This is a genomic window from Prevotella sp. oral taxon 299 str. F0039, from assembly GCF_000163055.2.
Lineage (GTDB): Bacteria > Bacteroidota > Bacteroidia > Bacteroidales > Bacteroidaceae > Prevotella.
This window is the reverse complement of the sequence record NC_022124.1, coordinates 30,273-44,491: the sequence shown is the minus strand read 5'-3', so window position 1 is coordinate 44,491 and position 14,219 is coordinate 30,273. Positions and strand designations below refer to the sequence as shown.

At 39.9% G+C, this 14,219-nt stretch carries 7 protein-coding genes, 2 tRNA genes and 2 rRNA genes; 6 read left to right on the top strand and 5 right to left on the bottom strand.

The genetic code is table 11. From position 1 onward, the window contains the following. Window positions 1–19: 19 nt before the first annotated feature. The 4 genes from HMPREF0669_RS00160 to HMPREF0669_RS00145 all read right to left on the bottom strand — a co-directional run bounded on the left by HMPREF0669_RS00160 (window position 20) and on the right by HMPREF0669_RS00145 (window position 4,886). A 23S ribosomal RNA gene (locus tag HMPREF0669_RS00160) occupies window positions 20–2,925 on the bottom strand. A 126-nt stretch (window positions 2,926–3,051) separates the two neighbouring features. After that, window positions 3,052–3,125: transfer RNA gene (locus tag HMPREF0669_RS00155), tRNA-Ala, on the bottom strand. 22 nt (window positions 3,126–3,147) lie between these two features. After that, window positions 3,148–3,221: transfer RNA gene (locus HMPREF0669_RS00150), tRNA-Ile, on the bottom strand. A gap of 136 nt (window positions 3,222–3,357) precedes the next feature. Then, window positions 3,358–4,886, bottom strand: a 16S ribosomal RNA gene (locus HMPREF0669_RS00145). Together the 16S and 23S rRNA genes with 2 tRNA genes alongside form the textbook arrangement of a ribosomal RNA operon. A gap of 603 nt (window positions 4,887–5,489) precedes the next feature. Between HMPREF0669_RS00145 and HMPREF0669_RS10530 the strand changes: the two genes are divergently transcribed. Further along, complete coding sequence (locus HMPREF0669_RS10530; RefSeq protein WP_084704711.1) at window positions 5,490–5,612, top strand: zinc-binding dehydrogenase; 123 nt, start codon at window positions 5,490–5,492, stop codon at window positions 5,610–5,612. A 369-nt stretch (window positions 5,613–5,981) separates the two neighbouring features. On the opposite strand, the gene HMPREF0669_RS00140 is transcribed toward HMPREF0669_RS10530, so the two are convergent. Then, window positions 5,982–6,920 (bottom strand): glycosyltransferase family 2 protein, encoded by a 939-nt coding sequence (locus HMPREF0669_RS00140; RefSeq protein ID WP_020967858.1) that lies wholly within the window; start codon window positions 6,918–6,920, stop codon window positions 5,982–5,984. A gap of 487 nt (window positions 6,921–7,407) precedes the next feature. Between HMPREF0669_RS00140 and HMPREF0669_RS00135 the strand changes: the two genes are divergently transcribed. From HMPREF0669_RS00135 to HMPREF0669_RS00115, 5 genes are all read left to right on the top strand, one after another. Further along, entirely contained in the window at window positions 7,408–8,679 is a 1,272-nt protein-coding gene (locus HMPREF0669_RS00135) for a M64 family metallopeptidase (protein WP_009228728.1), read from the top strand. 67 nt (window positions 8,680–8,746) lie between these two features. Beyond that, the gene (locus HMPREF0669_RS00130; RefSeq protein WP_232236447.1) at window positions 8,747–9,376 is read left to right on the top strand and encodes a M48 family metallopeptidase; all 630 of its coding nucleotides are present in this window, start codon (window positions 8,747–8,749) and stop codon (window positions 9,374–9,376) included. 146 nt (window positions 9,377–9,522) lie between these two features. Then, window positions 9,523–9,939 (top strand): hypothetical protein, encoded by a 417-nt coding sequence (locus HMPREF0669_RS00125; protein ID WP_009228726.1) that lies wholly within the window; start codon window positions 9,523–9,525, stop codon window positions 9,937–9,939. A 92-nt stretch (window positions 9,940–10,031) separates the two neighbouring features. After that, window positions 10,032–10,817, top strand: a complete 786-nt coding sequence (locus HMPREF0669_RS00120) for a DUF481 domain-containing protein (protein ID WP_009228725.1) — start codon at window positions 10,032–10,034, stop codon at window positions 10,815–10,817. A 662-nt stretch (window positions 10,818–11,479) separates the two neighbouring features. Next, entirely contained in the window at window positions 11,480–14,014 is a 2,535-nt protein-coding gene (locus HMPREF0669_RS00115; RefSeq protein ID WP_009228724.1) for an ATP-dependent Clp protease ATP-binding subunit, read from the top strand. Window positions 14,015–14,219: the final 205 nt, after the last annotated feature.

Below are 14,219 nucleotides of genomic sequence, written 5' to 3'. Positions count from 1 at the left end.
AACGGATGAAAATAATCTGTGTCTGAAAGCTTTGGGCAATTAGTAGTGCTCGGCTTTGACATCACTGTCTTTACACCTACACCCTATCAACGTCGTCGTCTACAACGACCCTCAAAGGAGTTCTAATCTTGCGGATGGCTTCGCACTTAGATGCTTTCAGCGCTTATCCAAACCAGACTCGGATACCCAGCGGTGCCCCTGGCGGAACAACTGGTAAACCGGAGGTCTGTCCATCACGGTCCTCTCGTACTAGTGACGGCTCCACGCAAAACTCCAACGCCCGCGATAGATAGAGACCGAACTGTCTCACGACGTTCTGAACCCAGCTCGCGTGCCACTTTAATGGGCGAACAGCCCAACCCTTGGGACCTTCTCCAGCCCCAGGATGTGACGAGCCGACATCGAGGTGCCAAACCACCCCGTCGATATGAGCTCTTGGGGGGGATCAGCCTGTTATCCCCGGAGTACCTTTTATCCTTTGAGCGACGGAGTTTCCATACACATCCGCCGGATCACTATGCCCTAGTTTCCTACCTGCTCGGCATGTCTGCCTCTCAGTCAAGCACCCTTATGCCATTGCACTCTAATAGGTCGGTTACCAATCGACCTGAGGGTACCTTTGGAAGCCTCCGTTACGCTTTTGGAGGCGACCACCCCAGTCAAACTACCCACCAAACAATGTCCTCGTTAATCACGAGTTAGACCTCAGACAGCCAAAGGGCCGTATTTCAAGGATGGCTCCAAGAGTGCTGGCGCACCCCCTTCAAAGCCTCCGGCCTATCCTACACATCGGATGACCAAGGTCAATGCTAAGCTGTAGTAAAGGTTCACGGGGTCTTTTCGTCCCATCGCGGGTAATCGGCATCTTCACCGATACTACAATTTCACTGAGATCATGGTTGAGACAGTGTCCAGATCATTACACCATTCGTGCAGGTCGGAACTTACCCGACAAGGAATTTCGCTACCTTAGGACCGTTATAGTTACGGCCGCCGTTTACTGGGGCTTCAATTCAAACCTTCTTCCGAAGAATAAGCTCTCCTCTTAACCTTCCAGCACCGGGCAGGTGTCAGACTGTATACATCATCTTTCGAGTTAGCACAGCCCTGTGTTTTTGTTAAACAGTTGCCTGGACCGATTCTCTGCGCCTCAATACCATTACAGTAAGAGGACCCCTTATCCCGAAGTTACGGGGTCAATTTGCCTAGTTCCTTAACCATGAATCTCTCAACGCCTTAGTATATTCTACCCGACTACGTGTGTCCGTTTACGGTACGGGTGCTTTAACAATATGTTTAGAGCATTTTCTTGGAAGCAGGATTACCCACACTATTGGTTTACTCCGAGGAGAAAACCATACTATCAAGTTCGGATCTGATTGTGGATTTACCTGCAATCATCAACTCCTACACTCTTTAACGAGGACTTCCGTCGCCTCGCGGTGGTGTCACTTCTTCGTCTGCCCATCACTCATTAAAGCAGTAACGGAATATTAACCGTTTCTACCATCGCCATCGCCATTCGGCTGAGACTTAGGACCCGACTAACCCCGGGGTGATTGACATTGCCCGGGAAACCTTGGTCTTGCGGCGGGAGGGAATCTTACCCTCCTTATCGTTACTTATACCTACATTTGCTTTTCCATAAACTCCAGATATAGTTGTCCTATATCATTCAACGTCAATGGAATGCTCCCCTACCGATACTTTTTTAAATACTATCCCGCGCCTTCGGTATCTGCCTTATACCCGATTATTATCCATGCCCGGACCCTCGACCAGTGAGCTGTTACGCACTCTTTAAATGAATGGCTGCTTCCAAGCCAACATCCTGGCTGTCATGGGGACCAGACTTCGTTAGACTAACTTAGACAGAATTTGGGGACCTTAAACGACGGTCTGGATTCTTCTCCTCTCGGGGACGGACCTTAGCACCCGCCCCCTTACTGCACGACTGCAAAGCGTAAGCATTCGGAGTTCGTCAGGTCTCGATAGGCGGTGAAGCCCTCTTGACCTATCGGTCGCTCTACCTCTTACGTTAATCATCGTACGCGGCACCTAAATGCCTTTCGGGGAGTACGAGCTATCTCCAAGTTTGATTGGCCTTTCACTCCTACACTCACCTCATCCAGAAGCTTTTCAACGCTTATTGGTTCGGACCTCCATTCCGTGTTACCGGAACTTCATCCTGGACAAGTGTAGATCACTTGGTTTCGCGTCTACCACCACTGACTCAACGCCCTGTTAAGGCTCGCTTTCACTGCGGTTGCTCCACTTAAGAGGATTAACCTTGCCAGTGACGGTAACTCGTAGGTTCATTATGCAAAAGGCACGCCGTCACATCATAAAATGCTCCGACCGCTTGTAGGCGCATGGGTTCAGGATCTATTTCACTCTTCTTATCGAAGTTCTTTTCACCTTTCCCTCACGGTACTGGTACGCTATCGGTCTCATGGGAGTATTTAGCCTTACCGGATGGGCCCGGCAGATTCACACAGGATTACACGTGTCCCGCGCTACTCAGGATACTACTATGTCTTGGCATGCTTCGAATAAAGGGCTTTCACCTGCTATGGCTACACTTTCCAGTATATTCTTCTCGCAATTCAAGTACAACAACGTAGTCCTACAACCCCAACATTGCAGAATACAACATTGGTTTGGGCTAATCCCCGTTCGCTCGCCACTACTAAGGGAATCATTAGTTTATTTTCTCTTCCTCGAGGTACTAAGATGTTTCAGTTCCCTCGGTTCGCCTCATATATCATATATATGATAATTACCTTATGGTAATTGGGTTGTCCCATTCGGAAATCAACGGATCAAAGGTTATTTGCACCTACCCGTCGCTTATCGCAGCTTATCACGTCCTTCATCGCCTCCATGAGCCAAGGCATCCGCCATGCGCCCTTAATTACTTTCTAAACTTTAGTTATCTTAAAAAAAGATTAACTCATACTTTCAGCTGTTGATTTCTTGTTTAATCTACAGTTTTGCTTGTATCAATATGTCAAAGATCTTATTTATTACGAATCAAATTCATAATACATGTGGAGAATAACGGATTCGAACCGTTGACCCCCTGCGTGCAAGGCAGGTGCTCTAGCCAGCTGAGCTAATCCCCCAAGGGTTAACTTGTATCTTAGGTAGTCCCAGGCAGACTTGAACTGCCGACCTCCACATTATCAGTGTGGCGCTCTAACCAACTGAGCTATAGGACTTCGTTCTGGTTAAGTTCAAGTGCCAAGGCTAATGATTTGCCCAGCATCATTTTTCCCTTGTAAACAAGACAAGTAAGTAAGTACAAGATTATAAATACATATAACCTATAAAGCTATAAATAATAGACGTCTCCAGAAAGGAGGTGTTCCAGCCGCACCTTCCGGTACGGCTACCTTGTTACGACTTAGCCCCAATCACCAGTTTCACCCTAGGCCGACCCTTGCGGTCACGGACTTTAGGCGCCCCCGGCTTTCATGGCTTGACGGGCGGTGTGTACAAGGCCCGGGAACGTATTCACCGCGCCATGGCTGATGCGCGATTACTAGCGAATCCAGCTTCGTGGGGTCGGGTTGCAGACCCCAGTCCGAACTGAGACGCACTTTGAAGATTAGATCTCATTTGCATGAAACCAACATTCTGTATGCGCCATTGTAACACGTGTGTAGCCCCGGACGTAAGGGCCGTGCTGATTTGACGTCATCCCCACCTTCCTCACACCTTACGGTGGCAGTATTCCCAGAGTGCCCAGCATTACCTGATGGCAACTAAGAAAAGGGGTTGCGCTCGTTATGGCACTTAAGCCGACACCTCACGGCACGAGCTGACGACAACCATGCAGCACCTCCACAGCTGCCCCGAAGGGCCTCATCATCTCTGAATCGTTCAGCTGCAGTTCAAGCCCGGGTAAGGTTCCTCGCGTATCATCGAATTAAACCACATGTTCCTCCGCTTGTGCGGGCCCCCGTCAATTCCTTTGAGTTTCACCGTTGCCGGCGTACTCCCCAGGTGGGATGCTTAACGCTTTCGCTAAGCCACTGACCATAAAAGGCCAACAGCGAGCATCCATCGTTTACTGTGCGGACTACCAGGGTATCTAATCCTGTTCGATACCCGCACCTTCGTGCTTAAGCGTCAGTAACGTTACGGTAAGCTGCCTTCGCAATCGGAGTTCTTCGTGATATCTAAGCATTTCACCGCTACACCACGAATTCCGCCTACCTACTACGCACTCAAGTTCGACAGTTCGCGCTGCACGATAGAGGTTGAGCCACTATATTTCACAGCACGCTTATCAAACGGCCTACGCACCCTTTAAACCCAATAAATCCGGATAACGCCCGGACCTTCCGTATTACCGCGGCTGCTGGCACGGAATTAGCCGGTCCTTATTCATGTGATACATGCAAATAAGTATACATACCTAACTTTATTCTCACATAAAAGCAGTTTACAACCCATAGGGCCGTCATCCTGCACGCTACTTGGCTGGTTCAGATTTCCATCCATTGACCAATATTCCTCACTGCTGCCTCCCGTAGGAGTTTGGACCGTGTCTCAGTTCCAATGTGGGGGACCTTCCTCTCAGAACCCCTACTGATCGATGTCTTGGTGAGCCGTTACCTCACCAACAAACTAATCAGACGCATCCCCATCCAATACCGAAGTTCTTTAATGTATAAATCATGAGAAAAATACATACCATCAGGAATTAGTCCGTCTTTCAACGGGTTATGCCTGAGTATTGGGTAGGTTGGATACGCGTTACTCACCCGTGCGCCGGTCGCCATCATTGGTTGCAAGCAACCAACATGCTGCCCCTCGACTTGCATGTGTTAAGCCTGTAGCTAGCGTTCATCCTGAGCCAGGATCAAACTCTACATTGTAAAATTTCTTATATTTATTCCCCAAAAGGAGAATGTTTTCTGACTTAGAACGACTATCCTTATAACCTTTATTGAATAATCAATTAACGGTTCGTATTTATACCCTGTTGTAAAAAAATAACAACAAGACTCTTGTACTAACTTGTCTGTTTATGTAAATCTATTCAAAGAACTCTATCTTTATTGCTAACAGAGATTACTCTCGAAAGCGGATGCAAAAGTACAACTTTTTATAACACAAACCAAATAATTATATGAGAAAATTCAAAAAAAATGCACTTTTTTAATTCACAAATGGAAAAATCAACCACAAAAAGAGTTTCACCTATTTATATTATATAGAGGAAAAGAATCTAGTCCTCTTAACATATAGCAAATAAAAAAATGTACTGTCTAAGAATCCTTAATTGCAAATACCAAACGATATCATTCATATTTCAATACATTAAGACTATCACTTCTCTTAAAACCTCTAAGCTTCATCCTAAACCTCACTGCTTCTAAAGGCATTAAACAATATTTATAAACTTTCTATTAGTAAGTATATAACTTTTCGTTTGAAGAGTTACTTCAAATGTAGTACAACCAGATAAAGCATCTGCTATTCTCAAAACTCGCAAAATACGCCCAGAAATAGGTAACATTTACACATTAGAACAAGCCGAAGAAGCATTGAACGATGTAACCTCACATCACTCACAAGGAAAGGTTATTATCCAACTATAATAAGAAGAATATAATCCTTACATATAAATAGATTCCATTTTCCTCCTATTTATCACTCTTTCTTCCCCCATTAGCTCCTATATGGGGAGATATTTCAAAACTTCAAATCAAAGGCAACATCGTTTCATTGAGAGATTATTCTTTCTCTGCAGTATTTCAAAGAACCATATCCCACTCTAACAATGAGTTTCGATACGGCTCTTTGTGTTTTATTATTCTAAGCAGAAGCATTTACTTCTACATTCTTTCTGCAATACTTTTACCAACTTTTTGAGCTCGTCAACACCTGTATAAATTATCTTGTTAGTAAGCAAACATTTTGTAAAATAGAGAAAATGAGAACGTCTTGATAGAGGTAACCTCTACACTTTATTCTCCACTATGTATCTTCTTTGAAAGTAGAATATATAATCGACGAAGACTATGATTGAGTAGGAAAAGAAAGAACTTCTGTTTGAGTGTGAAAGTAACACCAACCTTCTTCATATCTTCCCGAAGTTCTGTATAAAATGAATGGTGAATCCATTTTGCACGAGGTTCACACAGAGCAACAGCCAAAAGGTTGACAATACGGTCTTTTATGGTATCAACAAGAAATTCTTCTTGCTGTTCCTGCGGTATTGATTTCATACGTAAGCCATTGAGCAAATGACAGTAGCTTGCCGTCCAATGGTAGTCATTACTTGTATGTTCTGCTCCTTTACGGTAAAGATTCTCCTTAATAATGGCAACTGGTCGCTCTGTATGGAAAATCATTCTCAACCAATAGATATAGTCTTCTCCCATCTCCAGTTCCTTAGGCAAGTCAAAGACAAAGGGTGTTAGTAATTTCTTTCTAAACAAACTTCCCCAAGGAACACCAATTGTTCCTTCTCCAAGTACTGCTAGGTGTCGGAATGTATGAATCTCTATATTTTTTCTATATGGTATAGATAAAGATTGTCCGTTTCCAAAAATAATATCGGTATCGTTATTAATACGTTCAGAAAAACGTGCAAGCGCATATTGTTCCAATTCGTCATCAGCATCAACAAAGGTTATCCATTCTCCTTTTGCTTGCTTTACTCCTTCATATCTTGCTGCAGTGCGACCTTTATTTGGTTGGTGAATAATGGTGATCTTATCATTGTCTGCATATTCGTCACATATCGTACCACTATTGTCAATACTACCATCGTCTACTAAAATCAACTCAAACTTAAAATAAGATTGTACTAAAACACTTTGTATACATGCACGAAGTGTATCTTCTGCATTATAAATAGGTATAACCACAGAAATCACATCAAAAGTCTTTTCTTTATCCATAAGTTCAAGTAATTTCTAGCAAAGATAGTTCTTTTTGCATAAATAACAAACACCCTCTTTTAGTTTTTCTCCTCTCTTACCTTTTCTTTGTCAACCATCCTTTTTAGTGAGAATATTTTGTGTTATTATTATCAAGATTGATATCATTTTTTATCAAAAAATCGACATCGTTCATGTAATAAAAAATTACATAAAGTTCTTTTCATTTATTTTTCAAGTACACATTGTAGTTTATTTAAGTTTTTTGCAGGTATTCTATCTGGCAATAAAGCCTTTACATGGGTAGTTTTTATAGTTCCCAAAGACTCATCACCAACACTAGTTCTATACTCAATCCCTCTAATTCCACACAACACAAGAGGTAAAACACCATATAACACGACTAAAAACAATGCTTTTCAGTTTTTTTTATTAAGTTTGTAAACACAACTTTGATTAGTATTTTCGAAGTAAAACAATAATCGGTAACTATTAAACATCAAACAAAATGCGACATATTACATTACTCCTCGTTGTAATTTTCTGTGCAATGACATCTAAGGCACAAGACTTTAACAAATTATTTAGCGACTCTACCCTTCGCATTGCCTATACTTTCAGCGGAAATGCACATAAACAAAGCATAGCATTAGACCAGCTAACTATGTCGCCACGTTGGTTTGGTAAACGCCAAAATCTTAATAAAATCCCCGTAGAAGGCAACGCACAAATAGCCGTTCGCCTACATAATACAAAGCAACTTATTTATCTTAACTCGTTCTCTACCTTGTTTCAAGAATGGATTACCTACGACGAAGCGTTGAAAGTAGATAGAAGTTTCGAAAATGTTCTACTTATTCCTATGCCTAAAGAGGCTGTAGATGTAGAAGTATACATGATTAATAATCGACGAGAGAAAACCATTTCGTTTACACACACTATCAATCCCAACGACATTCTCATTCGTCAAGATGGATTGAAAGACCTCACCCCTTTCGAAACTATACATCAAGCAGCCGACACCAATAAGTGTATTAAAATAGCATATCTTGCAGAAGGCTATACAGAAAGCGAGATGCCAGCTTTTATAAACGATGCAAAAAGAGCCACTGAGGCTTTGTTTGCTCACGAACCTTTTAAAGAATTGCAAAGCAAATTCAATATCATAGCAGTAAAATCTCCTTCTAAAGACAGTGGAACAAGCATCCCTTCAAAAGGCATTTGGAAAGAAACTGCCCTACAAAGCAGCTTCGATACCTTTTATAGCGATCGCTATTTAACCACACTTCATGTTAAAAAGATTCATCAATGGCTTGCTGGTTTACCCTACGAGCACATTATTATACTTGTAAACACATCTGAATATGGTGGCGGTGGCATTCTTAATTTCTATAATTTATCTAGCTGTAACCACAAATCTTTCTTGCCTGTGGTGGTTCATGAGTTTGGACATAGCTTTGCAGGACTAGCAGATGAGTATGCATACGAGCAAGAACAGCTCAACATGTATCCGTTAGATATTGAGCCATGGGAGCCTAATATCACCACATTGGTGCAGTTCGACAAGAAATGGAAAAACCTATTAGACCCCCAAACACCCATACCTACACCGCTCAACAATAAAAAATACACACTCGGAGCATTCGAGGGCGCAGGCTATTCGCTAAAAGGTGTGTATCGAGGCGAACGTAATTGCCGAATGAGAGCAAACGACATTCCTAATTTTTGCACTGTTTGCCGCAAGGCATTAACCGATGTTATTAATTTCTACACCAAGTAATTGAATGATCATTAGAGTCAAACAGCTTGTTGCACTCCTCTTGTTCATAATCTTGCCTACCTGCATTTTGGCACAAAATAAACGTCAACAAAACAACGATAAAGAGCTTTTAGCAAAAGCTATAGATTATTATCAAGGAAGCAAATATCACGAGGCACTACTCTTTTTCGAACAACTCAACAATAGATATGTTTTAAATCCTCGATTTAAAGCATATATGGCTGTGTGCTATTATCACGACAACGATTTTAAGAAAACCACCGAAACGCTCGACACTCTTTTGCAATCGCTCATCGTTTTCGCCCCTCGTGAGCAAGCAGTGTATTATTTTATCAACGCAGAAAGTCACTTTCAAGAGCAAAACTACAAACAAGCTCTCAGCAATTTCGAGCAAGGCTTGCCCCTATCCGACAACAAAGAGAAGGGTTATATCTATTATAGAATAGGCTTTTGCCATCTCTTTAACGAAGAATGGCAGTTGGCACTCAATGCCTTCGAGCAATCAATTAAAAGCTATAACGACAACAACTTGCCCAACATTCACGAACAACAAATCCTCAACATGATTTTGGGTTGCCAAGAGAAGCTAAAACCTACAACAGAAATACCACCCGACACCTTACCCCAAACACCCAAGAGCGAAGGTAGTAAACAATCTCAATTGGACACAGAAAAAAGAAAAAAGAAAAAAGAATAAGAAATAAATGATAATAAATTCTACACAAACTCTTTTTTTATTTTTTATTCAGGGGAAATATATACCTTTGTGCCGAACAAACTTCAAATAGTATATAAAAGAGATTGTATATTTAGTATTTTACAAATTTAGAATTAGCATTAAGTATGAAAAGATTATTTTTAATTGGGATAATGATATTATCCGTAGTTTGTAGTTTTTCTCAGGATATAGCAAGTGTCAAAACCCTAAAAGAACAACAAAAAGTGCTGGAATTAACAGCCAAACTGAATAAACTACAAATCGAATTAGAAAAAAAGAACCTTGAACACAACGCTCTTATTAGTAAGGCTGCTAGCGTTGATGCTGACGCAAATACTGCAACAATGGGTTTCACCACATCAGATCCTTCAAGCACTGTAAAGGAAGCAAAAGGCATTATTAAGAAACTTGAAGAAACAAAAGATATCAATAAAAAGTTAGCTAAAAACCAAAAAGATTTGAGTAAGATAGAAAAAAATATAGATAAGCTCAAAACTAAGATTAATAAATTAAACAAAGAGATTCAATTTATTGACAAATAAAGATAAAAACAATATTAAGTTAATATGTAGGGATGCCTAAGCAATGCATCTCTACTTTTTATATGTAATAACACAGAAACACCCTCATCTATATGAAAAAGAAAATATTTTTATCACTATTATTGATATTAGCATCTCATCTTTCAATATATTCTCAAATGCTCTTCTCTGAAAATCTTACAATGGATATAGACAGTACAAAGACAATACAAGGTTCTTTATTACCAGTATTGGATTTTAAGACCGAAAAAGAGAATATTCTTACGTTTAAGAACACTGCTAATCTCAATTTATTAATAAACCATCAGCGTGTCATTAATTTGATTAATAAATTAGAACTTTCTACTTACGGCAAGAAAATCATAGTAAGCGGAGGATATGTACATGCAGAATATCGTTATTTATTAAATCGTGCCTTTGAAATTTATCCTTATGCTGAATCACAATGGGCAGAAAGCCGAGGCATGACATATAAGGTTTCTACTGGATTGCAATCACGATATAGATTAATAAACAAAGAAAAATTCCTCATGTTTGCAACTGCTGGACTTTTTTACGAATTTGAGAAGTGGGAAAATCCAACCCCTAATGCAGGTCCTTTATATGCTTATAGCCGTAGTATTAAGACACATTTGTCAATCAGTTTCAAGCATCATATAGACGATCATTGGAACCTAACCACCACTGCTATTCATCAAGCCAAGCCAGATAAGAACTTTAATAAGCCACGAATAGGAGGTGCAGTAGACCTTAAATACAACATCACACCTAAGGTGGGTGTTAATGTTGCCTATCGTTTCATATATGACACAGCTCCAATTGTTCCCGTTAGAAAGATGTATTCAACTGTTGAAGCTGGTTTAAGTCTATCCTTCTAAACAGAATAATATGCCAGTTCGGGATAAAATGTATAAGGAAAAGAGTAATTCCAAACATATCGGAAGTACAACATTTCAAAAAAGTTGTCCCGAACTGACTCCTATTAAAAGGAGTTATTACCTTTCCCTCACTTAAAGTAATGCCATTACATAACTATAACATTGCTTTTAGCCTACAAAAGCAGTCGTTTTAGCATATAAAAGCATTGACTTTGAAGTGCAAAAGCAATGATTTTATTAAGCAATTCGATCGCATTTAAAAGAAAAAGAGCAAGTAATTAGAAATATATTCTCACCCAGAACAAGATATAACCAATTCAATACCAATAAAATACCATTACACACCAAAAAGAATTACATCATACTAAAAACTAACTAAGCCCCAATTAATTTTCTTTTTCCTCTATTTCTCTTATCTTCTCCTAAACTTTTATCTCTTGTCAACAATTCCATTTATGAAGAATAAAAGCGAAGCTCTATTTAGATACATTAACTATATATCCAACTACAATCGTTAAGTTTCACAAAAAAGAGAAGCATCGACATAAAACAAACAACACTTTAATGTCATTATTTTGCTAAAAGTAGCACCTTTTCTGAGTAATTGGCACAGACTTTGCAAATCATTACACATAATATATATAAAAGAAAGGTAAACAATAATGACCAATCAATTCTCACCAAGAGTGTCTGAGATCCTTGCTTTCAGTAAAGCAGAAGCCTTAAGGCTTGCTAGTGGATCGATAGGTCCAGAACATTTGTTGCTAGGAATAATAAAGGATAACAATCAATATATCAACAACTTATTCACAGAAAAGCGTATAAATAAAGACGACATTAGAGCGCAACTCGAAGAAAAGATACAAAACGAAAACAGCTCTAACACACTTTTCAGCACAGATGTTGCCCTTAACGACAAAGCAAACAACATCTTAAAACTTGCAATTGTTGAAGCACGACTCCTTCATTTGCAAATAGTTGATATTCAACACGTCCTCTTAGCCATTCTACACGATAGCTATTTAAACAACGCTAAAATTGTTTTAGAATCGAACAATATGAACTACGATAATACAAAAGAATTTCTATATCCCAGTACTAAACCTCAAACCGATGGACTAGAGCTATCTGGAGACGAGGAAGAAGAACTATCTGAAGACAACAATTTTAGTTCTTCTCGCCGTGAAAGTGCAGGAAGTACTACCACAAAAACAGAACAAACAAAAAGTAAAACACCTATACTCGACAACTTTTCTACCGACTTAACCAAGGCGGCAAGCGAGGGATTACTTGATCCTGTGGTAGGAAGAGAGCGTGAAATTCTACGTCTTGCAGAGATTCTTTGTCGTAGAAAGAAAAACAATCCTATACTTATAGGTGAGCCAGGTGTGGGCAAAAGTGCCATTGTTGAAAATCTTGCGCAACTTATTGTTCAACGAAAAACATCTCCTGTGCTATTTAATAAAAAGATTGTAGCACTCAACATGGCATCTATTGTGGCAGGAACGAAGTATCGTGGACAATTTGAAGACCGCATTAAAGCCTTACTGAAGGAATTGAAAGAGCATCCCGAAATAATTGTATTTATCGACGAAATACACACAATAATTGGTGCAGGAGGAACTCCAGGCAGTATGGATGCAGCCAATATCATGAAACCTGAGTTGGCAAGAGGAGGTATTCAATGTATTGGAGCCACCACTCTTGATGAATATAGAAACAGCATTGAGAAAGATGGAGCATTGGAACGACGTTTCCAAAAGATTATCATTGAACAAACAACAGCACAAGAAACGCTACAAATTCTATCGAACATAAAGGATAGATACGAACAACATCACCACGTTCAATACACTGACGATGCCTTAAAAGCATGCGTCAATCTGTCAGAACGATATATTAACGACCGCTTTTTCCCTGATAAAGCAATCGATGTGATGGACGAAGTGGGTTCGAAAGTGCACTTGCGCAACCTAAAAGTGCCCAAAGAGGTTGAAGAAAAGGAAAAAGAAATAAAAGAAGCAAATGCTAAGAAAACCACAGCTGTTAAGAATCAGAACTATGAACTCGCTGCCAATTATAGAGATAAGGTGTGCGCTTTAGAAAAAGAACTCGACGAATTGAACGCAGCTTGGACTAAAGGTGAATACAAAGACATTGATATCGTAACCGAAAAGGAAGTGAGCGAAACGGTATCTATAATGACTGGTGTTCCTGTTGAACGCATTGCAGAAGCTGAAGGCAGTAGACTTAAAGCGATGAGCGACACACTTAAGAAAACAGTTATTGCACAAGACAACGCTATCGACAAAGTTGTAAAAGCTATTCAACGCAATCGTGTAGGCTTAAAAGACCCTAATCACCCTATCGGAGTGTTCATGTTCTTAGGTCCAACGGGTATTGGCAAAACACATTTAGCTAAGAAGTTGGCTCAAATTATGTTTGGTTCTGACGATGCTTTGATAAGAATAGACATGAGTGAATATAGCGAAGGCTTTAACACTTCACGCTTAATTGGTGCCCCTCCAGGGTATGTTGGTTACGAAGAAGGTGGACAATTAACCGAAAAAGTGCGCAGAAAGCCCTACTCTATCATTCTGCTCGACGAAATAGAAAAGGCTCATGGCAATGTATTCAATATGCTTTTGCAAGTGTTAGACGAAGGTCGTTTGACTGATGGAAATGGTAGAATTGTTGATTTTCGTAACACAATTATCATCATGACCTCAAATGCTGGTACTCGACAACTTAAAGATTTTGGACGAGGTGTGGGCTTTAACGCTGGCGGTTCGTTTGGAAGTGATATCAACGAAAGTGACAAAGAATATGCAAGAGGAATTATTCAAAAGAGCTTAAGCAAACAATTCGCTCCTGAATTTTTAAACCGTCTCGACGAAATTGTGATGTTCGATCAACTCGATCTCGATGCGATTCTAAAGATTACCGATATCGAACTTGCTTCGCTAACAAAGCGAATTGAACAAATTGGCTACCAGATTGAAATATCAGATAAGGCTAAAGAGTTCGTTGCTAAAAAGGGTTATGACGTTCAATTTGGTGCTCGTCCACTTAAAAGAGCCATTCAAACCTATATTGAAAATGGTATTTCAGAGCTTATTTTGTCTGAGAGTATCAAACTTGGAGATACTATCTCGGTTGGAAAAGTGCCCAATAAAGAAGAGCTTAGCTTTAAATAAGCCTTCTTTATTTATGGTTGTAAAGACGCCAGTGCAATAGAACATTAAATAAGAATGATACCCACATCTAAGAAAGTAGCAGGAAACCATACTCCTATCAATGCTACTTTCTTTAGAGAATAAACTTTTTTCTGAATAGAACTGGAATAGAACTTTAAGTAACGCCATACCTTTTAAATTGCATTCAAATAAGTTTTAATACAAA